At 72.8% G+C, this 18765-nt stretch carries 16 protein-coding genes; 7 read left to right on the forward strand and 9 right to left on the reverse strand.

Translation table 11 applies throughout. The annotated features are described in order from the left end of the window. Window positions 1-21: 21 nt before the first annotated feature. A complete protein-coding gene (locus ACIF6L_RS13850) occupies window positions 22-558 on the reverse strand; it encodes a hypothetical protein (RefSeq protein WP_396488981.1) in 537 nt (178 codons plus the stop codon). A 287-nt stretch (window positions 559-845) separates the two neighbouring features. Here ACIF6L_RS13850 and ACIF6L_RS13855 point away from each other — a divergent pair, with 287 nt between their 5' ends. Continuing rightward, window positions 846-1034: a hypothetical protein gene (locus tag ACIF6L_RS13855; protein WP_329485184.1), complete on the forward strand. Its 189-nt coding sequence runs from the start codon at window positions 846-848 to the stop codon at window positions 1032-1034. A gap of 271 nt (window positions 1035-1305) precedes the next feature. Further along, window positions 1306-2112, forward strand: a complete 807-nt coding sequence (locus tag ACIF6L_RS13860; protein WP_396488980.1) for an LPXTG cell wall anchor domain-containing protein — start codon at window positions 1306-1308, stop codon at window positions 2110-2112. 314 nt (window positions 2113-2426) lie between these two features. Here ACIF6L_RS13860 and ACIF6L_RS13865 read toward each other — a convergent pair whose 3' ends face one another. Further along, window positions 2427-3932, reverse strand: coding sequence for an alkaline phosphatase family protein (locus tag ACIF6L_RS13865; RefSeq protein ID WP_396488978.1), 1506 nt, complete (start codon window positions 3930-3932; stop codon window positions 2427-2429). Between the two features lie 560 nt (window positions 3933-4492). Between ACIF6L_RS13865 and ACIF6L_RS13870 the strand changes: the two genes are divergently transcribed. Next, window positions 4493-5095 (forward strand): carbonic anhydrase, encoded by a 603-nt coding sequence (locus ACIF6L_RS13870; RefSeq protein WP_329485180.1) that lies wholly within the window; start codon window positions 4493-4495, stop codon window positions 5093-5095. Window positions 5096-5138: 43 nt separating this feature from the next. Next, window positions 5139-6614, forward strand: coding sequence for a SulP family inorganic anion transporter (locus ACIF6L_RS13875; RefSeq protein ID WP_396488977.1), 1476 nt, complete (start codon window positions 5139-5141; stop codon window positions 6612-6614). A 130-nt stretch (window positions 6615-6744) separates the two neighbouring features. On the opposite strand, the gene ACIF6L_RS13880 is transcribed toward ACIF6L_RS13875, so the two are convergent. The 4 genes from ACIF6L_RS13880 to ACIF6L_RS13895 all read right to left on the reverse strand — a co-directional run bounded on the left by ACIF6L_RS13880 (window position 6745) and on the right by ACIF6L_RS13895 (window position 11012). After that, window positions 6745-9090: an excinuclease ABC subunit UvrA gene (locus ACIF6L_RS13880; RefSeq protein ID WP_396488975.1), complete on the reverse strand. Its 2346-nt coding sequence runs from the start codon at window positions 9088-9090 to the stop codon at window positions 6745-6747. A gap of 160 nt (window positions 9091-9250) precedes the next feature. Continuing rightward, the gene (locus ACIF6L_RS13885) at window positions 9251-9547 is read right to left on the reverse strand and encodes a DUF3253 domain-containing protein (protein ID WP_359811608.1); all 297 of its coding nucleotides are present in this window, start codon (window positions 9545-9547) and stop codon (window positions 9251-9253) included. 91 nt (window positions 9548-9638) lie between these two features. Continuing rightward, entirely contained in the window at window positions 9639-9965 is a 327-nt protein-coding gene (locus ACIF6L_RS13890) for a hypothetical protein (protein ID WP_396492521.1), read from the reverse strand. A gap of 195 nt (window positions 9966-10160) precedes the next feature. Then, the gene (locus ACIF6L_RS13895; RefSeq protein ID WP_396488972.1) at window positions 10161-11012 is read right to left on the reverse strand and encodes an alpha/beta fold hydrolase; all 852 of its coding nucleotides are present in this window, start codon (window positions 11010-11012) and stop codon (window positions 10161-10163) included. A gap of 100 nt (window positions 11013-11112) precedes the next feature. Here ACIF6L_RS13895 and ACIF6L_RS13900 point away from each other — a divergent pair, with 100 nt between their 5' ends. Beyond that, window positions 11113-11520, forward strand: a complete 408-nt coding sequence (locus ACIF6L_RS13900; protein ID WP_359811616.1) for a helix-turn-helix domain-containing protein — start codon at window positions 11113-11115, stop codon at window positions 11518-11520. 97 nt (window positions 11521-11617) lie between these two features. On the opposite strand, the gene ACIF6L_RS13905 is transcribed toward ACIF6L_RS13900, so the two are convergent. The 3 genes from ACIF6L_RS13905 to ACIF6L_RS13915 all read right to left on the reverse strand — a co-directional run bounded on the left by ACIF6L_RS13905 (window position 11618) and on the right by ACIF6L_RS13915 (window position 17206). Further along, entirely contained in the window at window positions 11618-12496 is an 879-nt protein-coding gene (locus ACIF6L_RS13905; RefSeq protein WP_396488970.1) for a nuclease, read from the reverse strand. 220 nt (window positions 12497-12716) lie between these two features. Then, on the reverse strand, window positions 12717-13031 hold the full coding sequence (locus ACIF6L_RS13910) for an STAS domain-containing protein (RefSeq protein ID WP_396488968.1): 315 nt from the start codon (window positions 13029-13031) through the stop codon (window positions 12717-12719). Continuing rightward, window positions 13031-17206: a SpoIIE family protein phosphatase gene (locus ACIF6L_RS13915; RefSeq protein WP_396488966.1), complete on the reverse strand. Its 4176-nt coding sequence runs from the start codon at window positions 17204-17206 to the stop codon at window positions 13031-13033. Before ACIF6L_RS13915 ends, ACIF6L_RS13910 begins: the two co-directional genes overlap by 1 nt. A 300-nt stretch (window positions 17207-17506) precedes the next feature. Between ACIF6L_RS13915 and ACIF6L_RS13920 the strand changes: the two genes are divergently transcribed. Further along, complete coding sequence (locus tag ACIF6L_RS13920; RefSeq protein ID WP_396488964.1) at window positions 17507-18352, forward strand: STAS domain-containing protein; 846 nt, start codon at window positions 17507-17509, stop codon at window positions 18350-18352. Further along, complete coding sequence (locus ACIF6L_RS13925; protein WP_359811688.1) at window positions 18349-18729, forward strand: STAS domain-containing protein; 381 nt, start codon at window positions 18349-18351, stop codon at window positions 18727-18729. Before ACIF6L_RS13920 ends, ACIF6L_RS13925 begins: the two co-directional genes overlap by 4 nt. Window positions 18730-18765 lie beyond the last annotated feature (36 nt).

Genomic DNA, 18765 nt, shown 5'->3' on the forward strand with positions numbered 1-18765 from the left:
CCTGTTCTGGGAGTCCGGGGCTCAGGAGCGGGGGTCGATGCGCCACCCGCGGGGGTCGCCGATCACCTCGGTGGAGGTGTCGGTGATGACCTGCCGGGTGTAGGAGTCGCGGAAGAGCCGGTGCTTCACGTCGAACGCGGCGAGGTCGTTCGCGCACGTGCCGCTGGGGTAGCAGTGGTCGACGCGGATCTTCAGGACGACGGTGCGGTAGTCGGGCGTCTGGTCCTGGTTCTGGAACCAGGCGCGGATCCTCCAGCCGGCCAGACCGTAGCCGCGGTTCGGTGCGGCCTGGGCGACGTCGAACGTCCACTCGTTGGCGGGCGTGAAGGCGCACGCGTTGATCGAGGCGTCCACCTCCGCGGCGCGCTCCCAGTCGCCGTAGCGGTTGAGCGCTTGCAGGTGGTAGGTGGGGGAGGGGGCGCACGCGGTGACGGCCTGGTCGGCCCGCGCGGTGGTGCTGGGCGTGAAGGCGGTCGCGGCGGCGATCGTCAGGGCGGCGGCCGCGAGGCGGAGCGCCGTGCGGGGGGTCGTGCTGTTCATCCGGGTCGTGCCCTTCATCCGGCTTCTCCTCGCTTGGCTGTTCGTGGACTACCCATTCAACGTGACATCCAGTCATCGCGCGGACACATGCTGTCATCCGAGTGGATCGCCTTCGCCCCCGTGCGCCCTGGTTCGCGCCGTTCCCCGGCCGGGCCGGGTCCGGGTCCCGCCGAGGGGGCGGGGCGGGGACCGTCCGTTCCGCTCGGCGCCGGGGTGCGGGGGGCGACGCGGCCGGACGTGCCCGCGCCGGCCGGTCGCAGTAGCGTGGGCGGTCGGCTTCCGAACAAGGCAACGAGGAGGTAGCAGTGTCAGCCGTGAATCGTGACCTCTCCACACTCGGCGGCTCGCTGGAACGGGTGGCCCGGCCCCCGGACGGGACGGTCGCGGACCGGGCCCGCGAGGTCGTCTCCGCCTACGCCCGCGACCTGGAGGACGAGCAGCTGCTCCTGGCCGTGCTCGGTCTGGAGGAACCGGCCGAGCGGACGGCCCCCTGAGGCACGGCCCTCGGCAGGGGGCGGCTCACCCACCGGCCCCTCGCATCGCGCCGGAGGGTTCGGCTGTCCGGCTGTCGGTGCCCCGGTGGTCGGTGGCGCCACGTAGTCGGGGGCGATGCGGCGGTCGGCGCACAGGGGTGTCCGAACTGTTACGTCCGGGGTGTGACGCGCCGGACGGCGACGGCGCTGAGGGACATGAGACGACCGTGACCGGTCCGGTCGGACCGGTCGGCGTCCCCTCTGCGACCACCTCTGACAGCGAATGGTGACCATGCGCGCTTCCCTCACTACCCGCGCCGTTCTCACGGCGGCGGCCGCCGGCCTCCTGATCCTCCCCACCGCGCCTTCGGCCTTCGCCACCGCCGGCACCTACACCGTCCCCGTCCACCAGGACCTTCCCGTCACGGCCGCCGGCTTCGGCGAGCACGAGGCGAAGTGCGGGTCGATCGGCGCCGACCAGGACGGCTGGCACTTCGTCCTCCCGGGGAACTCGACGGACTTCGTCAAGCTCACGGTCTCCTTCGACAACGGCGCGCCGCAGGTGGTGACCGTGTTCGGGCCGCCGACGGGCAAGCACGCCTATGTCGGATCCGCCCCGGGCGCCAAGCTGACCTCGGCCAGCGCGGAGGTGACGGGCGGCGAGGTGAAGTGGTTCAACCTCTCGCACACCTGCCCGGCGGTGCGCACCACCGCGAGCCCGACGCCGTCCACGCCCGCGCCGCCCGCCTCCACCACTCCGTCGGCCTCGACCACCCCGTCGGCCTCCACCTCGCCGAGCGTCTCCACCTCGCCGGGCGCCACGACGACCGCTTCCGTCTCCGCGTCGCCCACCGGCAAGGCCTCCTCCAGCCCCACCGCGACGGTCGCCCCCTCGACGGGTTCGACCACCGGCGTGACCGCGGGCGAGTCGGCCTCGCCCTCGCTCTCGGCTTCGCCCTCGGAGTCGGTGGCGGCGAGTGGTTCGGACCGCCTGGCCTCGACCGGCGCGAACGTCGGCCTGACCCTGCTCGCCGCCGTCGTGCTGGTCGGGGCGGGCTCCGTCCTGGTCATGCGCCGCCGCAAGGCGGGCCGGCACTGACCTGACCGTCGTCCGACACGGTGCGGGCGGGGCGGCCCACCGGCCGGTCCCGCCCGCACCGTCCCGAGCCGGTCGGGCTGCGGCGCCGCCGGCGCGACCGCGTCGCGACACCACCACCACCCGGGCCCTGGCGGCCGTGTTACGGCAGGCGGGTGAGGGGCGGATGACGGGCGCCCCCGGCGGCCGGAGCCCACGACGGTAGGCCGGAGGGCGGTGGCGGGAGGGCGGTGGCGGGAGGTGTCGCTGCTCCCGCCACCGCCCTCCGCCGTGGCGGCCCGCTGCTCCGGGCCGACGTGTCCCGGGCGGGTGGTGCGTCAGGAGGTGACGGAGACCTGGTCGACCGTCCAGAACGCGCTGTTGGTGCCGGTGTAGCGGAACTGGAGCTGTGCCGTGGTCGCGCCGGCCGGGACGGTGACCTGGAGCTTCTCGAAGGTGTTGAGGTCACTGCGGTAGGACTTCACCAGCTGTGGGGTGCCGGTGCCGAAGACGACGTACAGGTCGCCGGTCTGCGGGCCGTCGACCTTGTAGTCGGTGGCGAAGGAGACGGTGGCCCGGGTGCCGCTGACCGGGAACGCCGGGCTGATCAGCGTGGAGTCGAACTGCCCGGTGCCGTGCGACTTGTCGTCCCACTCGTCGGAGTCGGCGACCGCGAAGACGTTGCGGGCCCGGACGTTGGTCTCCCGGGACTGGCCGAGCTGGGCCGCCGTCCAGAACTCGTCCGTGGCGAAGGCCCAGCCCCGCCACTCGGTGACGCCGCCGCTGGGCATCCGGGAGTTGTCGATGGTCCAGCCGGACGGCGGGGTGTGGGTCCAGCCCTTGGTGGTGGCGGGGATGCCGGTCTCGTCCACCCGGGTCTGCAGGCCGGGGCGCAGGGCGTCGAAGGCGTCGGGGACGATCTCGTCGATCGGCTTGCCGTCCAGCTGCCAGGCCGGCTGGAGGGCGACACCCTCGTGCTTGAGGACGGTGGGCGCGATGTCGACCGGCTTGACGTCGAAGCGGGTCGAACCGGCGGCGTAGCCGGCTCCGTTGACGATCTGGAAGGTCTGGCGCTCGACGGCGCTGTTCCCGCCGTGGCCGCCGGCGTCGGTGTGGCCGTGGTCGGTGGTGACGATGATCAGCCAGTCCTCGGAGGCGTAGGTCGCGCGGTTGCGCACCGCCTGGACGACCTGCCCGACCAGCGCGTCGACCGAGTGGATCGCGGCGGCGTACTGGGAGCTGGTGCCGCCGTAGCTGTGGCCCGCCTCGTCGACCTCGTCGAAGTGGAGGAAGGTGGTGTCGGGGTTCCCGTTGGTGAGGTAGTCGGCGGCGTCCGAGGCGGTCTTGACGTCGTTCTCGCTCTCGTCGATCCGCAGGTCCGCCGTGCCGTGGAAGACGTTGTCGGCGATCGGGTTCCAGGAGGCGGCGACCAGGGTGGAGGCGCTGGGCGAGGCCGTCTCCAGCCGGGTGGCGAAGTCCGGGTAGAGGTCGAAGCGGGAGCCGGCGAAGGTGTTGTCCTTGACGCCGTGCCTGTCCGGCCAGACGCCGGTGGCGATGGTGGACCAGCCCGGCCCGGAGAGCGTGGGCGCCAACGGGCTGGCGTAGAGGTTGCCGGTCGCGGTGAGGCCCGAGGCCATCAGCGCCTTGAGGGTGGGCGCGTCGGCGGTCAGCAGCTTGTCGTACCGGGTGCCGTCGACGCCGATCACCAGGGTCTTGGCCGTCCTGGTGCCGTTCGGCAGGCCCTTGTACGGGCCGGTGGCGGCCGAGGCCTGGACGCCGGTGAGCGGCAGCAGTGCCGCGGTGAGCGTGACCGTGGCGAGGGCGGCCCGGACGGAACGGGACATGTGCACAGGAACTCCCTTGGGGAGATGGGGAGATGGGGGGAGGTGCGGGACGGGACGGCCGGGGGAACACGTGCTCGGGGTGGCCGCCCGCCGAAGAGTGTGGAGCCGCACGGCGATCCCCCGGCCTCACCCAACGCACGGCTGCGTGAACAACTCCCGAACTTGGGTTCAGACCGGTTACCTGTTCGTGATCATCAGTGCGCGACGGACGAGGTGCGCGACGGACGAGGCGCGCGACGGACGAGGTGCGCGCCGGAGCGCCGGCGCGGCGCCAGACGCGCCGCCCGCGCCCCGTACCGCTCCGGCACTACGCGGTAACAAGATGTTAACCGGACCGGCGCACTTTCCTCCCAGATGCGGGCTTTACCTTCTTCATGGCCGTGCTTTACTAGCGCTTGACGATGCATCAGGTCATCGGGGGATCACCGAAGGTCACCGGCCGTGCGGCTCCGCCGTGCCCGACGGCCGGTCCGGGCCCGGGGCCTGGGCCGAACGTCCCCTGCCCGATCCCGATCGCCCGCCCGCCGTCCGTAGCGGGAGGCAGAAGGAGGCATGCCCTCATGGAACCGTTGATCGACCGTGCCCGCGCCTTCCCCGAGCGCGCCGGCCGGGCCGGCCGCGAACTCGACGGCCTCGCCACCGGTCAGTCGCCGCAGGCGCTCTTCATCACCTGCTCGGACTCCCGGGTGGTGCCGGCCCTGATCACCGGGGCCGCGCCCGGCGACCTCTTCGAACTCCGCACCGCGGGCAACATCGTCCCGCCCTACCGTGCGGACTCCGCCTCCGGTGAGACCGCCACCATCGAATACGCCGTGGACGTCCTCGGCGTGCGCGACATCGTGGTGTGCGGCCACTCGCACTGCGGGGCCGTCGGCGCGGTGGTGCGCGGAGACGACCTCAGCCTGGCGCCCGCCGTCCGCTCCTGGCTGGGCAACGCCGACCGCGGTGTTCTGCGGGCCGACGGGACGGACGTCTTCGACCCGACCGTGGCCGGGCCCGTGCAGCGGCACGTCCTCGCCCAGCTGGAACAGCTGCGCGGCTACCCGGGCATCGCACGGCGACTGGTCGACGGCCGGGTCCGGATCCACGGATGGTTCTACGAGGTCCACACCGGGCTGGTGCTCGCGCACCGGGCCGACTCCGGACTCTTCCTCCCGCTGTGACCGGCCGCCTGCCCTCCGTCCACTCCATCGAACCGAGGACCTGATGATCCGTCGTCCCGCCCTCCGGCCCGCCGACCTGCGGGCAGACCTGGCCGCCTCCCTCGTCGTCTTCCTGGTCGCGCTGCCGCTCTGCGTCGGTGTGGCCGTCGCCTCCGGCGTCCCGGCCGAACTCGGCCTGCTCACCGGCATCGTCGGCGGGCTTCTCACCGGGCTGCTGCCGGGCAGCAGCCTCCAGGTGTCCGGCCCCGCCGCGGGCCTCACCGTCCTGGTGTTCGCGGCCGTGCAGGAATACGGGCTCGCCACCCTCGGCGTGATCACCGCGGCCGCCGGACTGCTCCAGATCGGCATGGGCGCGCTGCGGCTCGGGCGCCTGTTCCGCGCCATCTCGGTCTCGGTCGTCCAGGGCATGCTGGCGGGCATCGGCTTGGTGCTGATCTCCGGGCAGCTCTACGCGCTGGCCGACGCGAAAGCGCCCAGGAGCGGACTCGACAAGCTGGCGGGCCTTCCCGGCCTGGTCCTCGACACCGTGACCTCGACGCGGGCGCTCACCGCCGCCACGATCGGCATCGGCACCATAGCCGTTCTGGTGCTCTGGCCCCGGCTGCCCGCCCGGGTCCGGACGGTGCCCGCGCCGCTGGCCGCCGTCGCCGCGGCCACCGCCGCCACCGCGCTGTTCGACCTCTCCGTCGGCAAGGTCGAGGTCGCCGGTCCGGCCGGGGTGATCGACCTCCCGGGCGGCGCGGACCTGGCGGCGCTCGGCGATGTCGGCGTCCTCGGCACCGTGCTCGCGTTCGCCCTGATCGCCTCGGCCGAGAGCCTGTTCAGCGCCGCGGCGGTGGACCGCCTGCACGGCGGCCCGCGCACCCACTACGACCGGGAGTTGATCGCCCAGGGGGTCGGCAACACGGTCTGCGGCGCTCTCGGCGCGCTCCCGATGACCGCCGTCATCGTGCGCAGCGCCGCCAACGTCCAGGCCGGGGCGCGGACCAAGGCCTCCCGCGTGCTGCACGGCCTCTGGCTGCTGCTGTTCGCCGCGCTGTTCCCCGCCGCGCTGGCGGTCATCCCGCTCGCCGCGCTGGCCGGGGTCCTGGTGCACGCCGGGGCCAAGCTCGTGCCGGCGAAGGCGCTCGTTCCGCTGTGGCGGACGCACCGCGGGGAGGCCTTGATCCTGATGGCCACGGCGGTCGCCGTCGTGGTGACCAACCTCTTCGAGGGGGTGCTGCTCGGCCTGCTGCTCTCCGTGCTGAAGAGCGCCTGGGACACCTCGCACCTGCACGTGGAGGTCGACGAGCGCGGGGACGGAACGGTCGGGGTGACACTGGCCGGCAACGCGACCTTCCTCCGCCTGCCCCGGCTCCTGGACACGCTGGAGCGACTGCCCGCCGGCCGGACCGTCCACCTGGACCTGACCGGCCTGCGCCACCTCGACCACGCCTGCCGGACGGCGCTGGAGACCTGGGAGGAGCGCCACAACCGGGTGGGTGAGGCGCTCGTGGTGCGCGTCCCGGTCGGTGTCTGACCGCCGCTGCCAGGGTCTGCTGCTTCCGAGGAGGCGACGGCGCGGTAGCGGCGGATCGGCCGTCGCTGCCGTGCTGCCCGCACCGTGCCGCCCCGCCGAACCCGCGGTACTCAGGAACGGTCGCGTCGCGTCACCCGGGGGCGGTGGCTCCGGCCCTGCCGCGGGACGCGGCCCCGGTAGCCCGCTGTTCGGTGGCCGCCGCCAGCGCGCGCCCGGTGAGGGAGTCCGTCCGGCGCAGCAGTTCGGCGGGCGGGCCGGCGAAGAGCAGGCGGCCGCCGTCCGTCCCGGCTCCGGGGCCGATGTCGATCACATGGTCGGCCTGGGCGACGACGCGCAGGTTGTGCTCCACGACCACCAGCGTCGCACCGGCGTCCACGAGGTCGGCGAACAGCAGGTCGAGCCGTTCGACGTCGCTGGGGTGCAGACCGGTCGTCGGTTCGTCCAGGACGATCCGCTCCTCGGCGAAGCCGGGCGAGCTGCTGAGGTGCCGGGCCAGCAGGAGGCGTTGCTTCTCGCCGCCGGAGAGGGTGTCGAGCGACTGTCCGACGGCGGCGTAGCCGAGCCCCACGCGTTCGAGCCAGCCCATCGTCCGCACGATGTCGGAGCGGTCCGCGAAGAGGTCCGCCACGGGGCCCGCCGGCATTCTCAGGACGTCGGCGATCGTTCGGCCGTCGAGCTGGACCTTCATGGCGGCGGGGTTGAAGCGTTCGCCCCCGCAGACGTCGCAGAGTGTCGCGACATCGTCGAGGAAGGCGAGTTCGGTGGTGATGTAGCCCCTGCCCCGGCAAGTGGGGCAGGCGCCCTTGGAGTTGAAGCTGAACCAGGCCGGTTCGAGCCCGGAGGCGGCACTGAACGCCTCGCGCACGCTGTCCGCGACGCCGAGGATGCTGAGCGGCATCGACCGTACCCCGCCGCGCAGCGGGTCCTGTCCGACGACCGTGAACTCGGGGTGCTGCCGGGGGAGTTCGTTGGTGGCGAACGAGCTCTTGCCGGAACCCGCCACGCCCGTGACCGCGGTGAGGACGCCGAGCGGAATGTCGACGTCGAAGCCGGCGAGGTTGTGCGCGGAGGCGTTCTCCACGCGGACGAAGGCTCGCGGCCGGCGGTTCGCGCGTGCGAGCGGCAGGGGCGTCGAGAGCAGCCGTCCGGTGACGGTGTCGCTGCCGGCCAGAGCCTTCGGCGTACCTTCGAACTGCACCAGCCCGCCCCGTGAGCCCGCCCCCGGTCCCATGTCGATCACATGGTCGGCGATTCGGATCACCTGGGGGTGGTGCTCCACGACCACCACGGTGTTGCCGGCGTCGCGCAGCCGCAGCAGGAGGTGGTTGAGACGTTGCACATCGGCGGGGTGCAGGCCCGTCGAGGGCTCGTCGAAGACGTAGGTGATGTCGGTGAGGGCGCTGCCCAGGTGTCGGACGATCTTGACCCGTTGTGCCTCGCCGCCGGACAACGTCGATGACTCGCGGTCGAGCGAGAGGTATCCGAGCCCGACGGAGAGCAGTGCGTCCAAGGTCCGCCGGATCCCGTCGAGGGCCGGTTCCACCCGCGGATCCGCCAGCGCCGCCAGGAGTTCGCGGAGCTCGGCCACCGGCATCGCCGACCAGTCGACGATCGAGCGCCCCTCGATCAGGCTGGCGCGGGCCGCGGCGTTCAGGCGCGCTCCGCCGCACTCATGGCAGACGCGGTGCGTCGTCAGACGGTCCAGCTCCTCCCGCACCTGCGGCGAGATCTTGGTCGGACGGTTCTTGACGTACACGTCCCGCATCCGGGTGACGACGCCGTCGAAGCGGGCGGTCTTGGGGAAGCGCGGATCCGGATTCGGCAGCTTCAGCTGATCCGCGTAGAGGAACAGCCGCATCTCGTCCCGCGTGTAGTCCTTCAGCGGCTTCGCCCGGTCGAACAGGCCGCAGTAGGCGAAGCGCTTCCAGCGGTAGACGCCGGGGCGGAACTGGCTGAATCGAACAGGTCCCTCGTCGATGTTCTTCTCCGGATCGATCAACTCCTCGACATCGATGTCGACGACAGTGCCGAGGCCTTCGCACGCGGGGCACATGCCCGTCGGATCGTTGAAGGAGTAGGCCGGCGAGTATCCGGCGGAGGGCACGCCGATCCGTGAGAACACGAGTCTGAGCAGGGGAGCGAGGTCGGAAGCCGTCGACACCGTCGACCGGGCGTTTCCGGTGAAGCGGCGCTGATCGATGATGACCGTGAACGTCAGACCGCTCATCGACTGCACCTCGGGCGCCGGCATGTGGGGAAGGCGGTTCCTCACGAACGACGGGTACGAGTCGTTCACCAGACGTTGTGCCTCGGCGGCGATCGTGTCCAGCACGAGTGAGGACTTGCCGGACCCGGAAACCCCGGTGACCACGGTCAACGCCTTCTTCGGCAGGTCGACGCTCACCTGGGCGAGATTGTTGGCGGCCGCTCCGACGATACGGATGAGGGACTCGCCTGCTGCAGCGTGATCGGCCATGGCCGCCATCGTAGGCGCGGCCCACGGGGACGGGGTGCTGCGCGCGACGCGCCGCACTCGGCGAGCCCCCGGCGGGGGCCCGCGCGCCGCAGCCGCCCGCGCGCGCTCTGACAGCACGGCGCCCTTCACCGGCCACCACCATCGGGACCGCGGGGATGGCCTACGGCTCGGTGCGGGTCGTTCGTCCCCGCGCTCGACGAATGCGGATCGGGCCACGGGCCTCGGCGGGCGTGACAGGGCGCCCGGCCTGAGTGACCTCGACCTCACCCGCCGAAGCCAGCCGCCACGCGGCCCGGCGAGTCGGCTCCATCAACGCGCGCCATCCCTCGCCCTCTCCCGCGTACGCCGCCCGGGCGGCATCGGAGGGGCAGATCGACGAGGTCGGCCCACGACGCTCCAGCAGAGCCAGAATGGTCCGCTCGACGAGCCGGTCGACCTTCTGCGGATCCTTCGCCACCACCCGAGTATCGCACTGTGCCGGTCGGGCCGGCCCGACCAGGCGCGGGTGGGAGCGGTGCTCGGAGAGCCGGTGCGGGTGGCCGTGGCCGTCACCGCTCGCTGCTGGCGTCCAGGTCCGCGAGGCCCCGCTCCCATCGCTCGCGGCGCTCCCGGGGGGACTGCTCCCACCACGGCGTCCCCCGTTCCCCGAGGGCCGTCTTCGCCGCATGCACGCGGGACCGGGCGTCGCGCTCCGCCTCCGAGTCCCCCGCCGCCAGCCCGGCACGCACCGCGCGCCGGGCCGCCATCAGGTGGTGTCGGAGACGATCGGCCGTGGATTCGGGCAGGGACGGGTCCGTCGCCCGCCACCGGCGGCCGTCGATCACGACGAAGTGCCCGTCGGCCGTCTTCTCAGGTCCCTGCCGCTGGGTGCCCACAGGCATGATCCTCGGGGACGGGGGCCATCGGCGCGAGCCGAGGAGCTGACCGCCGAGCCGTCTGCCTCCGCCGGCCCGGTGGGGGAGGAGAAGGGACATCACGGCAGTCCTGACCCGGTTCGGGGCCGAGGATGCGCGAGCGGGAGAAGGGCACCTCGGCCGGGGCGTGCATCGGACGCCGGCCCCCGGACATGGTTACCCTGCTTTCGCCTCCGCACCGGCCAGGAACGGACGCAGCAGCCCGAGCAGGGCGCGGGGGCGGTGCAGCGGGATGATGTGGCCGCAGTCCTCGACGACGTGTCCGGTGAGGTCGTCGGTGATCGGGCGGAGCTGGCGCTCCAGCGCCGTACCGACGGGCCGGGCGCCCACCGCCATCGTCGGCACCGTCAGGCGCGCGGCGGCGACCGCCTGTTCGACCTGTACCGCGCTCTCGGGCAGCGCCCGGTAGTACGAGAACGCGCGGCTCAGCGCCTGGCGGCCGGTGTACGCGCGGACGAAGGCGTCCCGGAGGGCGGGGCGCACCCCGTCGCCGAGTGTGCCGGAGCTCAGGAACCAGTCGACGTAGGCCGCTTCGTGGCCCTCAAGTACGGACTCGGCGAGGCCGGGCGCGGCGGCATGGAAGCCGAACCACCACGGCGGGCCGTCGGCGAGGAACTCCTCGGCGCCGGGCAGCCTGCCCAGAAGGGCCTCCATGACGACCAGGCGCCGGACGAGACCGGGGCGGCGCAGGGCGAGGAGGAAGGCCGGTGCGGTACCCGCGTCGATGCCCACCACCGCGGCCGAGGCCACGCCGAGCGTGGCGAGAAGCGCCGCCGCGTCCTCGGCCAGGGTTCCCACGTCGTACCCGGCGGCGGTCCCGCCGCTCGCGCCGAACCCGCGCAGGTCCGGGGCGATGACGCGGTAGCGGCCGGACAGACCGGCCATGACGTCCGTCCACACCTCCCAGGTGTGCGGGAAACCGTGCAGCAGCAGGACGGCCGGGCCCGATCCGGCGAGGGCGACGTTCAGTTCGACACCGTTGACGGGGACGCGCCGCAACTCGGGCATGGAGGGCTCCAGAGGTGGTGAGGAATGGTGACCAGGTCACGCTAAGGAACTACGCTGACTCCTCCAAGACGGCACTTTTCCTTCAGGTGGTGAGCCCGGAGTGACCACATCGAGGCCCGGCGAACCCGGTCGGCGGCCCGGTGAGCGGGGCGATCTGCTGGATCCGCTCTGCCCGACCCGCCAGTTGCTCGACCGGATCGGCACCAAGTGGACGTCGATGGCGGTCAAGGTGCTGGCCGAGGAGGCGCCGGGCGAGCTCCGTTTCGCGGAACTGCGGCGCCGTTTCCCGGGCATCTCCCAGAAGATGCTGTCCGTCACCCTGCAGAGCCTCGTCCGCGACGGCCTGGTCGCGCGCCGGGTGGAGCCCACCGTGCCCCCCGCCGTCCACTACCGGCTCACCGAACTCGGCCTCTCCCTCGAAGAGCCGCTCTCCGCCCTGCGGGTCTGGGCCGAGACACACATGGCGGAGATCGACCGCAGCAACCGCCTCGCCGACGAGTCACCCTGACGAGGGCGTCGAGGACGAGGGCGTCGAGCCAACGCGGCGTCACGGACCGAGGATGCCGGCGGCACACCTGCCGTCGGCCCTCCGGTTCACTTCTCGTTCACTTCTCGACGAAGACGATGTCCTCGATGCCGGGGCGCAGCTTGACCGTGCCGGCGTTGATGTCGATGACGCGGTGCAGGCCTCTGGTGGAGGTCGTCTGCTCGGAGAGGAAGAACTCGTCGTCCGCGCCGGCCAGGTAGGCGGGGAGCGAGTCGAGGGAGGGGCCGAACAGGCGCAGGTAGTCGGCCAGGCGCCGGAACAGCTTGGGCAGGATGACCAGGTGGTCGGTGATCGAGCTCAGGTCCTCGATCTGGGCGCCGCTGTGGGTGACGTCCGTGGCCCAGACGCTGCCGGGTGCCTTCGCGGCCTGCGCCTGCCGGGCGGTCGCCGCCATGTCGAGGCGCAGTTCCCGGGGCAGGTTCGAGTAGAACGTCGGGTAGACCAGGCCGCGGGAGAGCAGTTCGTGGTTGGCGCTCTGGCGGAGGAGCGGTACGTCGACCCTGATCATCGTCCCGCTCCTGGCGTCCGGCGTCGGAGTTCCCCGGCCGACCAGGGCGATGCAGCGGCCGTAGGTGTCGGCGCCGCCGGCGAGGACGAAGCCGGGGACGGTGTCCGGGGTGGCGGAGGTCACCTTCTCGTCCGCCCCGCGCGTGACGTCGGTGAAGCCCAGCCAGGTCAGCAGGGCGTCCCGGGCCGCGTGGGCTCCCAGATCGAGCGGCTGGTGCACGAAGTCGGGGCCGACTCCCTGGTAGTGGGTCTCCAGTGCGTCGATCCCGTCCAGCCGGAGGCCGGCGCCGCCGTGGGCGTTCCGCTTGACCTTGTGCTCACCGGGCAGCTCGGGCCAGAAGCCGGGGTCGTCGGGGAGGAAGTGGACGGTGTCGCCGTCCGGTTCGAAGTTCTTGATCTCGTAGCGGCCCTTGACGAGCATCATGGTCATGAGTGCCTCCGGTGGCTGGACTGTGACTCATTGTGATGCTCTTCGTGGACGGACGGTGGGACCGTGCCGTCGGCGCGTTCGGCGCGTTCGGCGCGTTCGGCGCGTTCGGCGCGTTCGGCGCGTTCGGCACGTTCGGCAGGGCGCGCCGGGGCCGGCGCCCGGTGCGGAGCCGCGCGCGGCACATCCCCCGTGGCGGCACGGCCCCGCGCGTGGGGAGCTCTCAGTTCGGCGGCGGGTCGATGACCTCGCGGACCGAGACGAGTTGGCTCAGGCCCGAGACGGTGAGCAGCGGGCTCAGGAGCGGGCTCGTGATCAGCCGGATCCGGTGGGCACGCGCGAAGAGGACGGTGAGGCCGGCGCTGTCGAGGTACTCGACGGCGCTGACGTCGACGGTCAGGGGCGTGTCGGACTCGGGGATCCGGTCGATGGCCGCGGCGAGTTCGTGGGCGTTGGCCAGGTCGATCTCGCCGGCCGCCCGCAGCACGGGGAAGCCGCCCGGGCCGCGGCCGGGGGTGAGGACAAGCGCGGTGGTCATCAGGCGATCCTTAGCTGCATGTCGACGGTGGTGCCGCCGCTGCCGGGGGTGATGGTGACCTGCTGCATGAGGGCGTTCATCAGGGCGACGCCGCGACCGCGGTCGGTGTCGGCCCGGTGTCCGGGGATCTTCCAGTGGCCGGTGTCCGCGACGGTCAGGCGCAGCTCGGCGGCCGTGGCGACGGCGGACAGGCGGATCCGGGCGCCCGGCGCGTCACGGTGACCGTGTTCGATGGCGTTGGCGCACGCTTCGCCGGCCGCGACCAGGACGCTCTGCACGGTGGGCGCGGGCAGCCCGCACCGGTTCAACCAGCCGCGGAGGCTGTTCCGGACGGGGGCGAGCTGCCCGGACTCCGCGGGGAAGGTCACCTCCAGCGGGGCGGGGTGGCGGTGGAGCAGGATGGCCACGTCGTCGTCGTACCCGTCGGCGGGGGCGAGCGCGGCCATGAGGCGGGCGGCGAGATCGTCGACCGGCAGCGCGCGCCCTTCCCGCAGGATGGTTCCGGCCCGGTCGACGCCTTCGCTCAGGGGGCGGCGGCGGCGTTCCACCAGACCGTCGGTGTAGAGCAGCAGGGTGGAGCGCGGCGGCATGGTGCACCGGACTTCGGGCCGGTCCGCACCGGTCCGGACGGCGAGGGGCAGCGCGTTGCCGTCCTGGAGGAGGACGGTGGTCCCGTCGGGGTGGGTGAGGACGCCGGGAGGGTGGCCGGCACTGGAGTAGACGAGGTGGCCGTCGGCGGGGTCGAGCACTCCGCAGAAGACGGTGGTGCACATCGCCCCGGGGATGTCGGCCGCGAAGCGGTCCAGGGCCGCGAGGGTGCGGGCGGGTGAGGGGTCCTGGAGGAGCAGGGCGCGGCAGGCGCTTCGGAGCTGGCCCATGACGGTGGCCGCGGTGAGCCCGCGCCCGACGCAGTCCCCGACCACGATGCCGGTGCGGCCGTCGGGGAGGGCCACGATGTCGTACCAGTCGCCTCCGACCTCCAGGGGGCGGGTGGCGGGCTCGTAGCGTACGGCGAAGCCGCCGGGCAGGTTGGAGGGGCCGAGGATGGCGCGTTGCAGGGCTATCGCGGTCTCGCGCTGCTGGTCGATCCGGTGCACTCGGGCCAGTCCCTGGGCCAGGCGGCCGGCCAGTTGGGAGAGCAGGAGCCGGTCCTGCTCGGTGAAGGGTCGCGGCCCTTCGCGGTCGATCCACAGGAGGAGCGTGCCGCGCGGGTGTTCGAGGACGATGCCGGATCCGTCGGCCCGGTCGGTGACCGGGGTGAGGGCGGGGCGCGTGCCCAGGGCGGTGAGGGTCTCGCGCAGCTCGGCCGGCAGGTCGTCCCAGCGCTGTTCCGGGTCGGTGGCGGTCAGCACCGGGGCCCCGTCGGGCGGGAACAGCACGGCGAGGACGGTGTCGGCCCGCCAGACCCGTCGCAGCTCGGCCATGGCCGCGGCCATGGCGGCGGGCAGGGTGGCGGCTTCCGCGAGGCGCGTGCCGAGCGAGGCCAGGGCCGTCGCCCGTTGCGCCGCGTGGTGCTCCGAGGTGACGTCACGGACGGTGCCGACGATGACGCGGCGCCCGCTCTCCGGCTCCTGGACGCGGTTGAAGGCGGCTGCCACCCACACCTGACGGCCGTCGCGGTGGGTGGCCGGGATGGTGCAGGTGCCGTGCTCCCGGCCGGTCAGTTCGGCGAGGGCGTCGGCCACCAGCCGGTGGGCGTCGGGGTCGGCGTCGCGCTCGGGCCACCACGGCTGGGGGTACCGGTAGGGCAGGCCTTCGGGCCCGTGGCCGAGGATGGCGGTGAACGCGGCGTTGACCTCGATGACGTCGCCGTGCTCGTCGCAGACGAAGAACCCCTCCTGGAGGGAGTCGACCAGGGCCGTGCGCCAGCGCGCGTGGCGGTTGCGCAGCCGAGTCATGTCGATGGTGGCGCGGACCCGGGCGAGCAGTTCCGCGGCGGCGAAGGGTTTGACCAGGTAGTCGTCGGCGCCGGCGTCGAGGCCCTCGATGGAGGCCTCCTGTCCGGCGCGGGCCGAGAGCAGGATGACGGGGACGGCGGCGGTCCGCGGGTCGGCGCGCAGCGCGGCCACGAGCCGCACACCGTCGAGGCCGGGCATCATGACGTCGCTGACGACGAGGTCGGGGGCCTCGGCCCGGACCGCCTCCAGCGCTGCCAGGCCGTCGGCGACGGCCCGGACCAGGTAGCCGGGGCCGGTGAGGAGCCGGCTGAGGTACTCGCGCATGTCGGCGTTGTCGTCGGCGATCAGGACCCGGGCGCGGGGCTGGGCCGACCGCCCGCCGAGGGGCGCGGCGCCGTCCGGCACCTCGGCGGACCGGGCGGGGTCGGCCCGGTCGTTCCCGGGGAGCCAGCGCAGCGCCTCCTCCAGGTAGGGGTCGGCCGCGGCCGACGCGCGGGCGGGCGCCGCGGGCGCGGGGGCCAGGGCGTCCTGGGGGAGGTGGGCGTGGCCGAACGGCAGGCGGACGGTGAAGGCCGTGCCCTCGCCCTCCCGACTGCGGGCGGTGATGGTGCCACCGTGGGCCTGGACGAGTTCCTGGACGAGGGCGAGTCCGATGCCGCTGCCCTCGTGGGAGCGCGCGCGGGTGTTCTCGATCCGGTGGAACCGTTGGAAGAGGCGCGGCAGCTCGGTGGCGGGCACCCCGACGCCGGTGTCGGTGATGGTGACGACCGCGTGGTCGTCCTCACGGTGCACGGCGACGCCGATCGAGCCCTCGAAGGTGAACTTGAGGGCGTTGCTGAGCAGGTTGAGGACGACCTTCTCCCACATGTCCCGGTCGATGTGGACGGGCTCCGCCAGCGGTGGGCAGTCCACCGTGAAGGCCAGGCCGGCCTTGTCGACGGCGGAGCGGAAGACGCTGGCCAGCTCCGCGGTGGTCGCGGCCAGCTCGACCGGTTCGTAGCTGGCCCGCAGGTGGCCGGCCTCGATGCGGGAGAAGTCGAGCAGGGTGTTGACGAGCCTGCCCAGCCGCAGCCCGTTGCGATGGATGACGTCCAGTTCCTCCCTCGTGCGCGGATCGGCGTCGGCCAGCCTGGTCCGAAGCTCTTCGAGCGGGCCCATGATCAAGGTCAGGGGGGTGCGGAACTCGTGGCTGACGTTGGAGAAGAAGGCGGTCTTGGCCCGGTCGAGTGCCGCGAGTTCGTCGGCGCGCTGCTGCTGGGCCTGGTACTCGCGGGCGCCGGCGACCCCTGCCGCGACGTGGCCGGCGGCCAGCTCGACGAATCCCCGGTAGCCCTCGTCCGCTGCCCGGTAGCGGTTGAGCGCCGCCACCAGGAAGCCGTAGGGCGCGTCGCCCCGCCGCAGCAGCGGGACGACCAGGGCATGGGTGGGCGGAGCCGGCCGGCCGAAGGTGGGAAGGTCCGCGAACGCGGGACCGTCGAGGGCGACGACCACCGGGTCGGCCTGCGCCGCCCGCGCCGACGGCCACACCCCGGGTGTGCCGCCCGGGGGCAGGAGCGCCGGGGCGGCGGGGTGTCCGGCGGGCAGGCCGGTCGCGGCGGCCAGACGGGCGGACCCGTCGGGCGACGTCAGGTAGGTCAGGACGAACGGCAGGTCATGAGGGTTGGCGGCGAGCTGGCGGGTACTGAAGGCCAGCGTCTCCTCCTCGGTGCGCACCACGCTGAGGTCCGAGCCGAGGTCCCGCAGGGTCGCCATCCGCCGCTCGCCGATGACCCGGTCGGTCTCCTCGCTGACCACGCACAACACGCCGCTCACGAGGCCGCCGTCGTCGCGCAGGGGACTGTAGGAGAAGGTGTGGTAGCTCTCCTCGGGATATCCGGAACGCTCCACGAACAGCAGCAGCGCCTCGTCCCAGGTCGCCCGGCCCGTGGTCAGCACGGTCCCGATCCGCGGGCCGATGTCGTCCCAGATCTCCGCCCACACCTCGCTCGCCGGCCGGCCCAGCGCCCAGGGGTACTTCCGGCCGAGGGTGTCGCGCCGGTAGGCGGCGTTGCAGAAGAACGTCAGGTCCTCGCCCCAGGCCATCCACATCGGGAACCGGGAGGAGAGCAGGATGCTCACGGCCGTGCGCAGGCTCTGCGGCCAGCCGGTCGGCGTGCCCAGCGGAGTCGCCGTCCAGTCCACCGCCGCGAGATCGCGCCCGACCTCGCGGTCGCCTTCGAAGATGTCGACACCGGCACCCGCCGTCGCCCCGTACTCGACTCCTTCGGGCTGGCCCATCCGACGCGTCCTCTCCTTCCGTACGGTTCGCACCGGCGACCATCCGCACCTCTCGCCACCGGCCCCGACCGTCGCCTCGTCCGTGTCGAGGCACTTGGCCCCATCGTAGGAGCCACGACGCCCCCGTCTGCCCCGGACGGGCGTTCCGAGTCGTCCGATGACAGCGCCGCGGGCGCCGCCCCCGCCGCGCGGGAGGGAGCCGGACCCGTGCGCGAAGACGCAGGTTTGGCCCGCCGCGTCCGTGGCATACGGGTGCCGGAGAGCCCGTGAGGTCGGGCATGATCAATGGAGAGTGCCCAAGTGGCGGATAAGGCAATGTCGGTGCGTTTGGTGGAGCTCTTGACGGAGCAGCGGAAGGCGCTGGGTTCGGCCTGGGTGGACGCGGTGTCGCGGACGCTGCGGGGGCGGATCAGTGAGGCCGAACTCGACCGCGAGTTGCAGGAGCTGTTCACGGCCCTGGTGGAGGGCCTGCGCCAGGGGGGTTTCGACTGGCAGGGCGAGGACTTCGCGGAGGTGCGCGCGCTGCTCACCGAGCTGTCGCGTAACCGGGCCCGTCAGGGTTTCACCACCACCGAGACCGCGACCAGCGTCCTCGCGTTCAAGGCCATCCTGGCGCCGACGACGGACAGTTCGGCGCAGGACATCACCGTCTACCTGCAACTGTCACAGTTGATGGACGCGTTGGCGCTGTTCACGATGGAGGTGTACGCGCGGACCCGTGAGGAGCTGATCAGCGCGCAGTCGGAGCAGCTCCTGGAGCTCTCCACCCCCGTGGTGAAGCTGTGGGACGGTGTGGTGGCGGTGCCGCTGGTCGGCACGCTCGACTCGGTCCGCACTCAGGTGGTGATGGAGAAGCTGCTCCAGACGCTCGTGGACACGGGTTCGGAGCAGGCGATCATCGATATCACCGGGGTGCCGGCGGTGGACACCGAGGTCGCCCAGCACTTGCTCAAGACGGTGGTGGCCGCGCGGCTGATGGGCGCCGAGTGCACCATCTCCGGCATCCGCCCGCAGATCGCGCAGACCATCGTCGCGCTGGGCATCCAGTTCGGGGACATCGTCACCAAGGCGACGCTCGCCGACGCGCTCAAGCACGCGCTGCGCCGTGGTGGTGTCGACCCGATGACGGCTGGTGGCCGGCCGTGACCGAGCGCGTACCTGTTCTGAAGATCGGCGATGTGCTGCTGGTGTCCATCCAGGTGGATCTGGAGGACCAGACCGTGTTGGACCTCCAGGACGACCTGGCCGCACGGATCGTGGCGACCGGTGCGAGCGGGGTGGTGATCGACATCACCGCGGTGGAGATCGTCGACTCGTTCGTCGGCCGGATGCTCGCCACCACCGCCGCGATCTCCCGCATGCTGGACGCCGAGACCGTGGTGGTGGGCATGCGGCCCGCCGTCGCGATCACCCTGGTCGAGCTCGGGCTCTCGCTGGGGGGCGTGCGTACCGCGCTCAGTCTGGAGAAGGGCCTGGCGATGCTGGGCCGGTCGGCGGGCGACCGCGGTTCGGTCCGGTCGTGAGCGGTCTCGCGCCTACGCCCGAGGGTGAGCAGGAGT

It is taken from the genome of Kitasatospora sp. NPDC086009 (assembly GCF_044540385.1).
GTDB lineage: Bacteria > Actinomycetota > Actinomycetes > Streptomycetales > Streptomycetaceae > Kitasatospora.